A 15,889-nucleotide genomic window follows, 5' to 3' on the forward strand; every position below is an offset into this window, starting at 1 on the left:
CAAACCGAATAGAAAATCCGCGAGGATTTTCGTAAGTAGGCTAGAACTAGCAATAAATTATATACGGTGTTATCTCTTGTTTTTATTCCGCTGTTTCTTTTTTCGTTCACGTTTATATTTCCGTAATTCCTTTTTTGTCGGCGGTTTTGTAATAGCATAAGATGAACCAGAATACATATAGCTTATGAACGGAACTTTTTCTGCAAAATCCTTTCCGTATTTTTCTAGTTCTCCAATTTCTCCAATGTTTTTATTAAACTCAATTATAAATTCCGCTTCTTCAATTCCTTTTTGTGAAGTTGGTGTCCAAAAGTTTTTAAAAGAATAGTTATTATTCTCTTTTAATTCGTAAATATTTGTGATTCCGTCAAATCCTTGTTGCCAATCTTTAATATACTTATCACTCGGTATTTTTTGAATTCCGCTATTTGATATGTATTCATATAAGTTTTTAGAGATTGATTTTGGTAGCAAATAAGTTTGTACAAATGTGTCCGCCTTATAATTATCTTCCCAAACCTCGAAAACAAAATATATTATCTTACCACTTATAGAATCATTGTCTTTGGTAATTTCGAGTAAACTTCCAGGATTCCAACTTCTGAAAACGAATTCCGATTTAGTATCTAATTCAGGAAGTTTAAAATCTTTAATATCACTGTCCTGATACTTTTTCCAAAACAGAGTGTCGCTGTCTTTTGTTAAATATAATTCCGACTTTTCAGTCTGGCTATTTGCAGAAATCGATAGTAAAATCGTAAGTAAGAGTGTCAATATTTTCATTTCTGATTATTTTCTATCAAATGTATTATTTGACAATTAATCATAAAAGTCAAAATGAGTGAACTGCCTTTTTTAATTAGCGAAAAGTTTTTCCCAAATAAGAGATAACGGTTTTGTGTATGATTTCGTTGCGTGTTTGAGCAACTAAATTAGCAAATACAAACCGAATAGAAAATCTGTGAGGATTTTCGTAAGTAGGCGATTACTAGCAATGAATTATACACGTTGTTGGCAATAGTTATTTTATTTTCTTTCCGTTTTTATATTCTTTTTTTGTTTCGGCTCCATCATCTTTTAGGCAATATTCTATTCCGTTTTTCTTTCCATTTATAAATTCACAACGATATTTCAATTTCTCTCCGTCTTCTGAATATCCCAATTCAAGTCCGTTTTTCTTTTTACCAAGGTATTGACAGCTATAAGTCAGTTTTCCGTTTTTAAATTGTTCTACAAGAATTTTTATTCCATCATTGTTATAGGTTGTTGTTTCAAAGATTTCGCCTTCTAAATTGTATTTAATTTCTTTTGAAAGAACTAATGGTTTTTCAGGATTGTAAATGCTCTTATTGGATACTCTTATTTCTTTTCCATTATAATATAAATTGCTCGAGAGAATTATTCCATTTTTATATACCTCTTCATAAACTAAATGTCCATTTTTCCGTTTGCTTTGAGCAGTTCCAGTAAAGAGTTTATCATTTGAAACTTTATAAACCAAATTATTCTCAATGTAGGTTTCTTTCATTCCGATTTTTTCTTGCGAAATCAGTTCATTGAAAGTAAAGAACATTAATAAAATCAATATGTTTCTAAATTTGGTCATAATTATTGCCAACGTGATTGTGTATGATTTCGTTGCGTGTTTGAGCAACTAATTTAGCAAATACAAACCGAATAGAAAATCTGCGAGGATTTTCGTAAGCAAGCCTTTACTAGCAATGAATTATACACGGTGTTGGCAACTGGCTTTTTATTCCGTTATACATTTAGTTTTCCATTCAGTTCAAAATTCCGTTCTGTATTTTGTTTGATATTTTTAACTATTAAATAAGTTAGAATTATAGACGAAATCAGAAATGGAATACTTGTCCAAAAAGCCAATTCATAAAGAGATTCATAATTCCAATTACCAGAAGTTAAAAAATAAACCGAAATCCATAAGAGTAAAATCCCGATTAATTGAGTCAGGTTTTTAGTCCAATTTATTTTCACAAATAAGCTCAAAATCAGCAATATTTTTCCAATTAAAGATAGAAGTCCGATTGTCATAATATTGTCATCAAAATTTCCAGTTAATGTAAATCCGTAATTATCAATTAAATTCGAAATATATGCAATATCAATTATTCCCATAATTCCAATTCCGTGTCCAGCTCCAATTATTATGAACGAATGAATGAGTATTGTAAATATTGTTACTTTTTTTATTTCGCTCATTTTTAAAAATGGGATTTTCCAATTATTCTCGTTTTTCAGCTTGTTGCCAACGGTTTTGTGTATGATTTCGTTGCGTGTTTGAGCAACTAAATTAGCAAATACAAACCGAATAGAAAATCTGTGAGGATTTTCGTAAGTAGGCGATTACTAGCAATGAATTATACACGTTGTTGGCAATAGTTATTTTATTTTCTTTCCGTTTTTATATTCTTTTTTTGTTTCGGCTCCATCATCTTTTAGGCAATATTCTATTCCGTTTTTCTTTCCATTTATAAATTCACAACGATATTTCAATTTCTCTCCGTCTTCTGAATATCCCAATTCAAGTCCGTTTTTCTTTTTACCAAGGTATTGACAGCTATAAGTCAGTTTTCCGTTTTTAAATTGTTCTACAAGAATTTTTATTCCATCATTGTTATAGGTTGTTGTTTCAAAGATTTCGCCTTCTAAATTGTATTTAATTTCTTTTGAAAGAACTAATGGTTTTTCAGGATTGTAAATGCTCTTATTGGATACTCTTATTTCTTTTCCATTATAATATAAATTGCTCGAGAGAATTATTCCATTTTTATATACCTCTTCATAAACTAAATGTCCATTTTTCCGTTTGCTTTGAGCAGTTCCAGTAAAGAGTTTATCATTTGAAACTTTATAAACCAAATTATTCTCAATGTAGGTTTCTTTCATTCCGATTTTTTCTTGCGAAATCAGTTCATTGAAAGTAAAGAACATTAATAAAATCAATATGTTTCTAAATTTGGTCATAATTATTGCCAACGATCTCGGCTATGATTAGTACGGGAATAAAAAAGAAATTAATTTCCGATTAAGCACTTAGCCAAAACTTTTTATTTTGTTTTAATTTTTCATTTTTTAAAGCCAGATCAAAAGATTTGGCGGACATTATAAAAATACACTAAACTTTATATTAAGCACTTAGCCCCGTATTAATTATAGCCCTTGTTGTACACAGTTGTTTTTATTCCGTTTTTGTTATTGATTTCAATGTGTATTTATCATTAGCCATCACATCAAATACTTTTGATTCACCTGTCTTTAGTCACTTTTTGTAAATCAATTTTCCGTTGAGATAAATATAAAGTTCATTGTCCGTTGTCCTTTCTTTAAAAACCATTTTTATATAAATAATTATTAATATTCATCTTCCATAGTTTTGTCAATCCAATCAATAAAATTTTTCCATTTATAATTTGGGTCAGATTCAATTCCATTCGAGTTGTGGTCAAAAACAACTATAGGAAATTCACTTTCAGAACTTCGATTGTCAAAGCACCAGAAGTCTCCATTATCTCGTTTAAAAGGTGTTAAGTATTTTGGAAAGTTTAACTCAGCATAATCTTTTAAAACCTCTTCTAAATTCATATAAGGTTCCAAATTTTTATTCGCAAAACCAAACCCTTCAAAAGCAAAATCTCCAATAGGAACTTCTTTACAATATTTGAGCTGAAAATCAATAAATGACTTTGGATAGTTACAATTATATTTCTCAATTAATTTATTCAAATCCGTTTCATTTGGTTCAGGTGAATTTGATGGAAATGCTTGAGCTCGGTCTGAATATTTTTCTTTTAAATCATTAAATGTCATTTTCTGGAAATTGTGTACAACGTTTATGCTATGTGTCCGTTGCGGTTTTAATTTCGAATATAATCAAAATAGTTGAGAGGTTTATACTTGCGTTGATTTTCCGCTGAGGAAAATCAGCAGCAATGGCATATAGCTACTGTTGGGGCGCGTTACATTCCGTCGCCGCCCATAGTTTTTCAGTTCAGTTCCCTAAAGTTCGCATATTTTTGGATAGGGAAGGAGATTGGAGCTCCGTCGTACATTTCGTTCTGGAAACGAGTTTTGTCTGCTTTTTGGGTTGTCGTATAGGAACTGGATTTTCTTTCCTTTAATGCGCCCCAACGTTTATGCTATGTGTCCGTTGCGGTTTCAATTTCGAATATAATCAAAATAGTTGAGAGCTCTGTTCTTGCGTTGATTTTCCGCTGAGGAAAATCAGCAGCAATGGCATATAGCTACTGTTGGGGCGCGTTACATTCCGTCGCCGCCCATAGTTTTTCAGTTCAGTTCCCTAAAGTTCGCATATTTTTGGATAGGGAAGGAGATTGGAGTTCCGTCGTACATTTCGTGATGGAAACGAGTTTTGTCTGCTTTTTGGGTTGTCTTAGAGGAACTGGATTTTCTTTCCTTTAATGCGCCCCAACGGTTATGTGTAAGACCAGTAATGCTATTCTCACGGCAAACAGGCTCTAAAAATCACTATTTGCCCAACTGCATGCTGATTTTGGCATTATTGGTTTTACACGGTGTTGCCCACCGTTTTTATTCCGTTGTTTTTATTTCAATTGTTTGTTTCTTTTCAGATGGATTTTTAATTCGAACGTTAATTTTTGAATAATTCCACTCGTTATTTATTCTGTCCGCTGTGATGTCCATTCGAGCTTTTCCTTTCGTTCCGATTATTCGAACTGTTGAGTTCACAGTTCGATAGTCATTGCTGTAGTCGGTTTGCCCCTCTAAGATTGCCATTTTGTCAATCGGTTCAATCTCGCCGAGTAATTCAGTCACTTTTTGGTCGGAATTTACTTTTTCAATTGCATTTGTGTAAAGTTCAGTATCTGCGTATGCTTGAGCAAAATCAGTCGCCATTCCGCTCATTCCAGAAGAAAAGAATACTGTAATCGCAATTACAAATATTCCACAAACTGGAACAAACCATTTCCAGTTCCGTTTCCACCAACTTTTATGTTCTATTAGTTCGTTATTCATTTCATAAATTTTATTTCGTTCCGATTTTCTCAAATGGTGGGCAACGGTCAAATGTATGGCCTGTTTCAATAGGCTATACATATTGTTATGCACTGTAATTTACTTACTTTTTCGCTTTGTGCGCTAAATTTTCTCAATTATTTTTCCGGAGCGGAACTTATGGTGTATATGCCCGATATGCACTGTAAGCGCCGTGTGGCGACTCCTTTACCTTTTTATTGGGGGCTGGTTCAACTTGGCAAACACTTGACATTGTCAAATATTTACGCTACCTTGACCAAAAGCTTTTTGTTCGCTCACATGCGTACCGGTAAGTGTAACTTTCCCACGATGCCAATCGAAAAAGCTTGTCCGTAAACCTTCCAAAACGTCAGGTTACCGCTCCTTCCCATAAAAACCTTAAAGTAAGCAGCCCAGGAAAAACGAATTGTGTCCGCCGTAAGTAAATTATTGTGCCTAACGTGTTTGTATATGGTTTGTTGCGTGGTTTAAGCAACTAATTTAGCAAATAAAAACCGAATAGAAAATCCGCGAGGATTTTCGTAAGTAGGCTAGAACTAGCAATAAATTATATACGGTGTTGTAGTGCGTTTTTATTTTAACTTATTTTCATTTTCTATAATTCCGTTAAATTGTTTCTTATAATTCTCTTTTTCCATAAAAGGATAAATTCTCTCATTATTTTCAAATTCTCCCTTTAATAATTGATAGAAAGAATTATTTTGATTAGATTTTTTGTTCTTCTTTGTACTTGTAAGGTTGAAAATTTTAGTTAATGAATTAGCAAATTTTCTTCTATCTCCATTCTTTATTTCCGCTATCCATCCTTTTTTTTCCAATTCTAAAATTAATTCACAAAGTTCTTGTTGAGAACCATTCCAATCGATGCTGAAAATATTATTTTCTACGTAATTTAATTCATTTCCAATACTTAAGTTTTCAGTTGAAATCGTTAATAAATTTAATCGTTGTTCTATAAATTCAATAAGCATTTCTAATATCAAGTCAGATATTTGTTTATTAAGTTTAACACACCAAAATAAATCTATTTGCTTTGTTTTATCTTTTAAAACACTTTTATATCTATTTAAAATACTTAATAAAATTTTCGTTTCATCATTTATTCCAACAAAGTAATGTTGCTTTAAGGTATTTGCTAAAAAGTCTTCGTAGTTATAAACTAAACAATGAAAAAATGTTGATATAAAATCTTCAATTGTTTCAGAGTTGTGTTCTGGTTTAAAAGTCTTTCTTTTTTCAAGAAGTTCATTTTTTTTGTCTATTGATAATTGATTATCAAGTTCAATTAATTCATAGTGCAATTCAAATATTTCTGTAGCAAAAACTGAAACACTAATTTCTTGATTTGCTTCTTCTATTTCTAAAGGGAAATTTTTAAAAATCAAGTCGTAATAATGTAAAACTTCTTTTTTATTAAATTTCCTAAATATCATTCTACTTAATGAAGTTATTTCTAATTCATCTTTCCATAATATTTGGTTAATGTCATCAATTTTTTTTGCGAAATGTAAAGAGTGTAATATCATCTTGTTTTTTGTTTCAAATGTAGAGTGAATAAATTCAAATTTCAATTACATCTCACTTACGGTATGTCGTTTCTCAAATGCACTACAACGGTCTAGTATAACCGTCAGTTACGGGTTAATATACGCAGACTTTTCGGTTTAGCAGAGGTGTTAGCAATTCCGAGTGGATTCGGACGTAGTCGAATCCGCCGTAATTGCGGTTATACATTGTTAGCAAACGTTTTTATTTGTCGGTTCAATTATTATTTTTTTCATTCCGTTTATAAAATTCAGTTCCATTAGTTTTGTCGAAATCCATAAAAAAGGAAACAGAACAAACCATAAGCAACCAAATCCAGTATAATAACCAAAATTTTTTCCGTCAAATTTTTTATTCCAATACACTTTTGACTGATAGTGTTTTCCGAGTAAGTAAAAATCCTTACTCGACCAGCCTTTTTCAAGTGCAGGTTCAAGAAATTCATTCAGTCGTTGCTTTTCCGTTTCGTTAAATTCCGCTTCCCAAAATTCTCCAGACCAACCTTTCGTTTTAGAATTATAGAATTGAACATCTCCGATTTTCTTCCAATCTTCGTCAGGATAAATAAAGTCAAACCTTGTTTTGGTCAGATTGTGAGTCAAACTATAAATTCCAATTTCTCCAATTTGAGTTTTATCATCAATTTTGAATTCAGAAATTGGTTTAAATGTTGATTCTATGTATTCTTTCCAGTCTTTCACTCAAATGTTTGCTAACGGTTTTGTGTATGATTAGTGGCGTGTTTAAGCACCTAATTCAGCAAATAAAAACTGAATAGAAAATCCGCGAGGATTTTCGTAAGCAAGCTCTAACTAGCCATTAATTATACACGGTGTTACCACACGTTTTTTATTTCAGGTTGATATTTATATGGATTTTCAAATTCAGTTTTTCCATCGTGATAGATTAAAAATTCCACGTTATTTTCTTTAAATTCTATAGTTTCTATTTTATTGATTCCAGTCACGCAAGAATTATTCCCAACGTATTGTTGCTTATCCAAAATTCCGAATTGTGATTTCGTAATTACTAAACTTTCTCCACAAGCGAAAAATCCGCCAACTCGAACTTCCACATTATGATTTTCATTAATTTCCGATTTTGCCATAGGTGATTGAAAAGGAAGAGTTATCAAATAAAAAAAGACAAGTCCTATTTCCGAAAACAAACTTAAAATTCCAAAAACAAAGATTGGTATTGTCAAAATTCCGCTCAATATTTTAGTCATACTTTTTTTAGTCAATCCGAAAAGTAGAATTGTAGACAGCAAGAAAATCAGCCCGATTATTGAGGTTGTGTATTTTCCTTTTAGTCGGAAGTCAAAAACCAGAAGTACAATACAGATTAAAATTCCGATTAATGAGTAAAATGAGATTTTTTTAATAACTTTTTCCAATTTTGGAAAGTTGTATTTTTTCAAAATCAGCACAAAACTAATTCCTGAAAATATTGTTATTAAAACTATAAATGTCGTCATTTCTCAAATGTGTGGTAACGGTCAAATGTATGGCCTGTTTCAATAGGCTATACATATTGTTATGCACTGTAATTTACTTACTTTTTCGCTTTGTGCGCTAAATTTTCTCAATTATTTTTCCGGAGCGGAACTTATGGTGTATATGCCCGATATGCACTGTAAGCGCCGTGTGGCGACTCCTTTACCTTTTTATTGGGGGCTGGTTCAACTTGGCAAACACTTGACATTGTCAAATATTTACGCTACCTTGACCAAAAGCTTTTTGTTCGCTCACATGCGTACCGGTAAGTGTAACTTTCCCACGATGCCAATCGAAAAAGCTTGTCCGTAAACCTTCCAAAACGTCAGGTTACCGCTCCTTCCCATAAAAACCTTAAAGTAAGCAGCCCAGGAAAAACGAATTGTGTCCGCCGTAAGTAAATTATTGTGCCTAACGGTTTTGTGTATGATTTCGTTGCGTGTTTGAGCAACTAAATTAGCAAATACAAACCGAATAGAAAATCTGTGAGGATTTTCGTAAGTAGGCGATTACTAGCAATGAATTATACACGTTGTTGGCAATAGTTATTTTATTTTCTTTCCGTTTTTATATTCTTTTTTTGTTTCGGCTCCATCATCTTTTAGGCAATATTCTATTCCGTTTTTCTTTCCATTTATAAATTCACAACGATATTTCAATTTCTCTCCGTCTTCTGAATATCCCAATTCAAGTCCGTTTTTCTTTTTACCAAGGTATTGACAGCTATAAGTCAGTTTTCCGTTTTTAAATTGTTCTACAAGAATTTTTATTCCATCATTGTTATAGGTTGTTGTTTCAAAGATTTCGCCTTCTAAATTGTATTTAATTTCTTTTGAAAGAACTAATGGTTTTTCAGGATTGTAAATGCTCTTATTGGATACTCTTATTTCTTTTCCATTATAATATAAATTGCTCGAGAGAATTATTCCATTTTTATATACCTCTTCATAAACTAAATGTCCATTTTTCCGTTTGCTTTGAGCAGTTCCAGTAAAGAGTTTATCATTTGAAACTTTATAAACCAAATTATTCTCAATGTAGGTTTCTTTCATTCCGATTTTTTCTTGCGAAATCAGTTCATTGAAAGTAAAGAACATTAATAAAATCAATATGTTTCTAAATTTGGTCATAATTATTGCCAACGGTTTTGTGTATGATTTCGTTGCGTGTTTGAGCAACTAAATTAGCAAATACAAACCGAATAGAAAATCTGTGAGGATTTTCGTAAGTAGGCGATTACTAGCAATGAATTATACACGTTGTTGGCAATAGTTATTTTATTTTCTTTCCGTTTTTATATTCTTTTTTTGTTTCGGCTCCATCATCTTTTAGGCAATATTCTATTCCGTTTTTCTTTCCATTTATAAATTCACAACGATATTTCAATTTCTCTCCGTCTTCTGAATATCCCAATTCAAGTCCGTTTTTCTTTTTACCAAGGTATTGACAGCTATAAGTCAGTTTTCCGTTTTTAAATTGTTCTACAAGAATTTTTATTCCATCATTGTTATAGGTTGTTGTTTCAAAGATTTCGCCTTCTAAATTGTATTTAATTTCTTTTGAAAGAACTAATGGTTTTTCAGGATTGTAAATGCTCTTATTGGATACTCTTATTTCTTTTCCATTATAATATAAATTGCTCGAGAGAATTATTCCATTTTTATATACCTCTTCATAAACTAAATGTCCATTTTTCCGTTTGCTTTGAGCAGTTCCAGTAAAGAGTTTATCATTTGAAACTTTATAAACCAAATTATTCTCAATGTAGGTTTCTTTCATTCCGATTTTTTCTTGCGAAATCAGTTCATTGAAAGTAAAGAACATTAATAAAATCAATATGTTTCTAAATTTGGTCATAATTATTGCCAACGGTTTTGTATATGGCTCGTAGCGTGTAAATTAGCGATAACTATTCGGTTAAGCACGAGCCGAATTTTTTAATTTTCTTATTACCTTTTTTTCAATAAGCCAAATTAAAAAATTTGGCGGACTTGCAAAAATGCCTTAACTTCGATTAAGTAACTATTTAGCTATGAGCTATATACGTTGTTAGGCAACGTTTTTATTTCCGTAATGTTCAATTTCGTTCAGCTCTTTTTGTTTACTTTCTTTTTCCTCTTCGATGTCATAATCATCTTGAATTCCAAGCCAAAATTTTGCAGAATTTCCAAAATATTTACTCAATCGTAAGGCAGTGTCTGCTGTGATTCTGCGTTTACCTTTTATAATTTCAGATATTCGAGTTTGAGGAATTTTCAAGTCCTTTGAAAGTCGGTATGCCGTAATTTCAAGTGGTTCAAGAAATTCAAAATTCAAAATTTCTCCTGGATGTACGTTTGCTAACTTTTCCATTATTTTACTTTTTTTAGTGATAATCGATTATTTCCACTTCGCTTGCGTTTCCGCTTTCCCAATTGAATATAATCCGCCATTGTTTATTAATCCGAATACTGTAAAACTCTTTTAATTTCCCAGTTAGTTTTTCAAGTCGGTTTGAAGGCGGAATTTTCAAATCGGATATATCCTGCGAATTATTCAACATTCTTAATTTCCGACGTCCAACGTTCTGTATTTCAATCGGCATTTTTTTTACTCGGATTCCATTCCAGATTTGTTCCGTCTGTTTTGAGCCAAAAGAAATAATCATAGTTTTGTTTTACGTTACTAACGTCAAAGATAAGTAAATTATTTGAATGTTTGCAGATTTTTTTTCAAATGTTGCCTAACGTTTATGCTATGTGTCCGTTGCGGTTTCAATTTCGAATATAATCAAAATAGTTGAGAGCTCTGTTCTTGCGTTGATTTTCCGCTGAGGAAAATCAGCAGCAATGGCATATAGCTACTGTTGGGGCGCGTTACATTCCGTCGCCGCCCATAGTTTTTCAGTTCAGTTCCCTAAAGTTCGCATATTTTTGGATAGGGAAGGAGATTGGAGTTCCGTCGTACATTTCGTGATGGAAACGAGTTTTGTCTGCTTTTTGGGTTGTCTTAGAGGAACTGGATTTTCTTTCCTTTAATGCGCCCCAACGGTTGTATATATGACTATTGCATATATAAGACTTTGTATTGGTTTATTTTAAGTTATTGATATTCAGTTTTTTATTGTTTAAAAGTGCATCCAAAGGGTTTTGGAGGTTTTGCAACGATCTAGTGGATACATGTGCGTAAATGGCTGTTGTTTTAGGGCTGTTATGTCCTAATAATTGTTGTATATACCTCATATCTGTACCACGATCTAAAAGATGTGTCGCAAATGTATGCCGAAGCGTATGGGGCGTGACATCTTTATTTATTTTTGCCAATTTAACACTTTTCCTTAATGCCATTCGTATACTGCTCGCAGAATATGCTTTCCTGTTTGAACCCTCTAAAATCCAATAATTAGGTTTATACTCTTTTAAATAAGTAACAAGTACTGGTTTTATAGCTTTACTTATAATGGAAACTCTATCTTTTTTGCCTTTCGCTCCTCGAATATAAACTATATTTCTATCTAAATCAAAATCTTTAATTCTCAAGTTTAGTAATTCGCTAATGCGCACTCCAGTGCTGTACATTAAAGCAAATGCCAATCGGTGCTTTAAGTTTTTGGTGGCAGCAAAAATCTTTAATACGTCTTCTTCACTTAAAACAGTTGGTAGTTTAGATTCTTTTCGGGGCCGATCAATATAATAAGTGCTGCGTTCTTGTCCCTCTACTTTTTCCAAATAAAATTTTATGGCATTTATGGCCTGATTTTGAGTGCTAATGGCCACCTTTCTTCTATTAACAAGCCAATCTTGATAGTTTCGTATATCGTTTTCATCAAAGGATTGTATATCTATAGGATGTATAAAATGTAAAAATTCATTAAATAGATAACTATAAGTTTTTTGAGTGCTTAGACTGTAGCGCTTCCGCTGTAAGGTAGCTGTAAACTCTTCGGGCACTAAATTTACTTTGTTAGAAGATTTTTTAATGGAAGCATCCGTATAAAGTTCGAACCTAAGTAGGAATTTGTCCTTAAATGCGTTTTTTAAATGGATTAAATTATCTTTAGTGTCCGATAACCACCAACAACGCTTCGAGTTACTCCAAGAAGAATTTATGTTTTTGCAAATTTTTATAAACTCTTCATTGTATTCAAAATAAAGCCCCAGAACATCTTTTTCTTGATGCTTTAACTTTTTTACTAGTACAGTTGGAAGCGTATTCATTTATCGAAAAGTCATTTTTGAATGAATTGCTTAATAAAAATAGTTTATTTTTTCTATATATCAATTTTTTTATTCGATAAGTGTATCTGGGCCACATATTTCAAATAAAAAACCCCGAACATTGCTGCCGGGGTTTCCTCAAAACACTAAAACTAATCAAATTAATCGCTATATGATTGTTGATTGTCCGTAATCTATGTTCTCCTGATTGTAATTAATGATCTCTTCTGCATTCGCAATATAATCCGCTATAAAATTGCCGACATCGGTGGTGGATTTTTTGCTTTCGGGATCTAAATCTGGAGTAACAACCTTCATTTCCAATGCTTTTTCAACTGCTTTGTTCACGGCCTTGGCTTCTTCAAATAACTTAAAGTGTTCCAAAAGCATGGCTGCAGAAAGGATAGAAGCAATAGGGTTGGCAATTCCTTTACCTTTACCTTGCGGAAAAGATCCGTGAATAGGCTCAAACATAGCGTTTTCATCCCCAACAGATGCCGAAGCGAGTAGGCCTATAGAGCCTCCAATAACACTTCCTTCATCAGAAATAATATCCCCAAACATATTTTCGGTTAGAATAACATCAAACTGACTTGGGTTTAAAATCATTTGCATGGCGGCGTTGTCCACAAAAAGGAAATCGAGTTCTACATCGGGATAACTTTTTCCTATATTGGTTACCACTCTTCTCCACAAACGGGAGGTTTCTAGAACATTGGCTTTGTCTACCAACGTCAATTTCTTACGTCGGGATCGCGCTGCTTTAAATGCTAAGTGAGCGATTCGCTCTATTTCGTAATCGGAGTATTCACATAAATCGGAAGCTACGCTACCTTCTTCGTTTAGCTTTTTCTCACCAAAATAAATACCGCCAGTAAGTTCGCGGTAAATGGTAAGGTCTGTTCCAGCGATACGGTCTTCCTTGAGAGGTGATTTGTCGATTAGGGTAGGGAAGGCTTTAATTGGACGGATATTTGTAAATAAGCCGAGCGATTTTCTTAATTTTAATAATCCTTGTTCGGGGCGGACTTTAGCCGACGGGTCGTTATCGTATTTTGGGTCTCCAATAGCACCAAATAGCACTGCATCGGTCTCCAAACACAATTGTAATGTTTTTTCGGGTAGGGGGTCTCCTGTCTGGTCGATCGCAATGGCGCCTACAGGTGCTTCTTTAAAAGTAAAGCTGTGGTTATATACTTCTCCAACGGCTTTTAAGGTTTTTATGGCTTGTTTGGTGACTTCCGGGCCAATCCCGTCACCGGATAATACAGCAATGTCTAAATTCATATTCTTTGCATTAAAATGTTCTGGAAGCCTCGTAAGCTTCTATTTTATCTTTATTACTGACTAGGAAATCGATATCATCATAGCCATTCATCATGCACATTTTTTTATAGGCATCGATTTCAAAGCTTTCCTTGATATCGGTTCCAGATACCGTAATGGTTTGCTCCTCCAAGTTTACCAAAATGGCGGTGTTGGGGTTTTCTTTTACTGCGGAAAGCATTGCTTTAAGCACTTCTGGACTCACCTGAATGGGAAGTAACCCATTATTAAGGGCGTTTCCCCTGAAGATATCTGCAAAATAGCTGGAAACAATTACTTTAAACCCGTAATCGGTTAATGCCCATGCGGCATGCTCTCGGCTACTTCCACACCCAAAATTATCGCCGGCAACCAGAATTTTACCCTCATAGGTGTCATCATTCAAAACAAAATCTTCATTTGGGGTTCCGTCTTTTTTAAAACGCCAATCCCGAAATAAATTTTCACCAAAACCAGCTTTGCTCGTCGCTTTTAAAAATCGCGCCGGGATAATCTGGTCGGTATCTATATTTTCAATAGGCAACGGTATTGCCTTAGATGTTAATGTAACAAATTTTTCCATTTTCTATTTTAAATCTTAAAACTTATTGACCACTTTTTATTGGACACGTAACTGCGAATGAAACAAAGTGGAGTGTGGCCCCGCCTGCCGGGCAGGAGTCTCCCAAAGCTATATCCAAATTCTATTCAAGGGATGGCCAGGTCGCCTACAGGCTCCTCGCCAAGACGTTTTTATATTTATAGCTTAAACTATTAACTAAAAGGCTTCGACTCCCGAAGCTTCGGGACGGCCTGACAGCATCTTACTTTTCGTTTTCAACTTTCAACTTTGAACTCCCGTCTTCCGTCTCCCATCTTCCGTCTTTCAACTTTCAACTTTTCACTATCTAAACCAATTCCAATTCCTCTACTTCCTCGGTTACATCTACAATTTTTCCAGCGATGGCCGTAGCTGCTGCCACAAGCGGACTCGCTAAAATGGTACGTGCTCCTTGGCCTTGGCGTCCTTCAAAATTTCTATTGGAAGTAGACACGCAATATTCCCCAGCAGGGATTTTATCTTCGTTCATTCCCAAACATGCAGAGCAACCACTTTGGCGCATTTCGAAACCAGCGGCTTCAAATACATCTTGTATACCTTCTTCTTTTATTTGTTTCGCCACTTGCTGGGAACCGGGAACTATCAAAGCGTTTACATTCGCCGCTTTTTGCTTTCCTTTTATGTATTCCGCAGCAATTCTAAAATCTTCAATCCTAGAGTTGGTACAGCTTCCAATAAAAACATAGTTAATATCTTTGCCCAGTAGTTTTTCTCCTTTACGGAAGCCCATATATTCCAAGGACTTTTCAAAGGAAACATCATCTTTACTAGGGATAGCCTCGGTTATTTTAATCCCCATACCCGGATTGGTTCCGTAGGTAACCATAGGCTCAATATCTTCTGCTTTAAATGTATATTCTTTGTCAAACACGGCATCAACATCGGTAGGAAGCGTTTTCCAGTAAGCCACTTTTTTATCGAATTCAGCTCCTTTAGGCGCAAATTCGCGTTCTTTTACATACTCAAAAGTAGTTTCATCTGGAGCGATCATACCACCACGGGCGCCCATTTCAATACTCATATTACAAACTGTCATACGGCCTTCCATCGTCATATCTTCAAAAACATCACCTGCATATTCCACAAAATATCCGGTGCCCGAATTGGTGCCCAATTGCGCAATGATATAAAGAATAACATCTTTGGGCAAAACGCCTTTTTTAAGCGTTCCGTTTACGGTAATACGCATACTTTTAGGTTTGGAAAGCAGCAAACATTGGCTCGCAAAAACCTGTGCTACCTGGCTGGTACCAATGCCAAAGGCAATGGTTCCAAAAGCACCGTGGGTAGAGGTGTGGCTATCTCCACAAACCATGGTCATGCCCGGTTGGGTAATGCCCAATTCTGGAGCCATTACATGCACGATCCCTTGGTAAGGGTGCCCTAAACCATAAAGGGTAACGTCGTGTTTTTTGCAATTTTCGGTTAACATCTCTACCTGTTTTTTAGACAATAGGTCTTGTATAGGAAGGTGTTGATCCTTGGTAGGAACGTTATGATCTGCCGTTGCTACAATCTGATCTTTTCTAAAAAGGGGTATGTCGCGCTCCTCTAACTCGTTAAACGCTTGCGGACTAGTAACTTCGTGAATTAAATGTTTATCTATATACAATATTTGCGGACCATTCTCTACGGAATGTACCACGTGGCTGTCCCAAACTTTATCAAATAATGTCTTGCTCATGTAT

At 34.1% G+C, this 15,889-nt stretch carries 17 protein-coding genes; all 17 read right to left on the reverse strand.

Annotated features, from left to right (window positions below; all coding sequences use genetic code 11):
* Positions 1-69 precede the first annotated feature (69 nt).
* The 17 genes from HX109_RS12700 to leuC all read right to left on the reverse strand — a co-directional run bounded on the left by HX109_RS12700 (position 70) and on the right by leuC (position 15,885).
* Positions 70-783 (reverse strand): hypothetical protein, encoded by a 714-nt coding sequence (locus tag HX109_RS12700; protein WP_178952563.1) that lies wholly within the window; start codon positions 781-783, stop codon positions 70-72.
* Positions 784-1,021: 238 nt separating this feature from the next.
* Complete coding sequence (locus HX109_RS12705; RefSeq protein ID WP_178952565.1) at positions 1,022-1,528, reverse strand: hypothetical protein; 507 nt, start codon at positions 1,526-1,528, stop codon at positions 1,022-1,024.
* 233 nt (positions 1,529-1,761) lie between these two features.
* Positions 1,762-2,220, reverse strand: coding sequence for a hypothetical protein (locus HX109_RS12710; RefSeq protein ID WP_178952567.1), 459 nt, complete (start codon positions 2,218-2,220; stop codon positions 1,762-1,764).
* A gap of 180 nt (positions 2,221-2,400) precedes the next feature.
* Positions 2,401-2,907, reverse strand: coding sequence for a hypothetical protein (locus tag HX109_RS12715; RefSeq protein ID WP_178952565.1), 507 nt, complete (start codon positions 2,905-2,907; stop codon positions 2,401-2,403).
* Positions 2,908-3,372: 465 nt separating this feature from the next.
* Entirely contained in the window at positions 3,373-3,828 is a 456-nt protein-coding gene (locus tag HX109_RS12720) for an SMI1/KNR4 family protein (protein ID WP_178952569.1), read from the reverse strand.
* 741 nt (positions 3,829-4,569) lie between these two features.
* On the reverse strand, positions 4,570-5,016 hold the full coding sequence (locus HX109_RS12725) for a cytochrome c oxidase assembly factor Coa1 family protein (protein ID WP_178952571.1): 447 nt from the start codon (positions 5,014-5,016) through the stop codon (positions 4,570-4,572).
* A gap of 593 nt (positions 5,017-5,609) precedes the next feature.
* On the reverse strand, positions 5,610-6,563 hold the full coding sequence (locus HX109_RS12730; protein WP_178952573.1) for a hypothetical protein: 954 nt from the start codon (positions 6,561-6,563) through the stop codon (positions 5,610-5,612).
* A gap of 210 nt (positions 6,564-6,773) precedes the next feature.
* Entirely contained in the window at positions 6,774-7,283 is a 510-nt protein-coding gene (locus tag HX109_RS12735) for a hypothetical protein (protein WP_178952575.1), read from the reverse strand.
* A 134-nt stretch (positions 7,284-7,417) separates the two neighbouring features.
* The gene (locus HX109_RS12740; RefSeq protein ID WP_178952577.1) at positions 7,418-8,059 is read right to left on the reverse strand and encodes a hypothetical protein; all 642 of its coding nucleotides are present in this window, start codon (positions 8,057-8,059) and stop codon (positions 7,418-7,420) included.
* A gap of 564 nt (positions 8,060-8,623) precedes the next feature.
* Positions 8,624-9,130: a hypothetical protein gene (locus HX109_RS12745; RefSeq protein WP_178952565.1), complete on the reverse strand. Its 507-nt coding sequence runs from the start codon at positions 9,128-9,130 to the stop codon at positions 8,624-8,626.
* A gap of 220 nt (positions 9,131-9,350) precedes the next feature.
* Entirely contained in the window at positions 9,351-9,857 is a 507-nt protein-coding gene (locus HX109_RS12750) for a hypothetical protein (RefSeq protein ID WP_178952565.1), read from the reverse strand.
* 270 nt (positions 9,858-10,127) lie between these two features.
* Positions 10,128-10,430, reverse strand: a complete 303-nt coding sequence (locus HX109_RS12755; protein ID WP_178952558.1) for a HigA family addiction module antitoxin — start codon at positions 10,428-10,430, stop codon at positions 10,128-10,130.
* 13 nt (positions 10,431-10,443) lie between these two features.
* Positions 10,444-10,725, reverse strand: coding sequence for a type II toxin-antitoxin system RelE/ParE family toxin (locus HX109_RS12760; protein ID WP_178952559.1), 282 nt, complete (start codon positions 10,723-10,725; stop codon positions 10,444-10,446).
* Between the two features lie 424 nt (positions 10,726-11,149).
* Complete coding sequence (gene xerA / locus HX109_RS12765) at positions 11,150-12,274, reverse strand: site-specific tyrosine recombinase/integron integrase (protein ID WP_178952579.1); 1,125 nt, start codon at positions 12,272-12,274, stop codon at positions 11,150-11,152.
* A 168-nt stretch (positions 12,275-12,442) separates the two neighbouring features.
* Positions 12,443-13,561, reverse strand: coding sequence for a 3-isopropylmalate dehydrogenase (leuB, locus tag HX109_RS12770; protein ID WP_178952581.1), 1,119 nt, complete (start codon positions 13,559-13,561; stop codon positions 12,443-12,445).
* Between the two features lie 10 nt (positions 13,562-13,571).
* Positions 13,572-14,162: a 3-isopropylmalate dehydratase small subunit gene (gene leuD, locus HX109_RS12775; protein ID WP_178952583.1), complete on the reverse strand. Its 591-nt coding sequence runs from the start codon at positions 14,160-14,162 to the stop codon at positions 13,572-13,574.
* Between the two features lie 325 nt (positions 14,163-14,487).
* Positions 14,488-15,885 carry a 3-isopropylmalate dehydratase large subunit gene (gene leuC, locus HX109_RS12780; RefSeq protein ID WP_178952585.1) on the reverse strand — a complete coding sequence of 466 codons (1,398 nt, stop codon included), beginning with the start codon at positions 15,883-15,885 and terminating at the stop codon, positions 14,488-14,490.
* Positions 15,886-15,889 lie beyond the last annotated feature (4 nt).

The sequence above is a fragment of the Galbibacter sp. BG1 genome (genome assembly GCF_013391805.1).
Classification (GTDB): domain Bacteria; phylum Bacteroidota; class Bacteroidia; order Flavobacteriales; family Flavobacteriaceae; genus Galbibacter.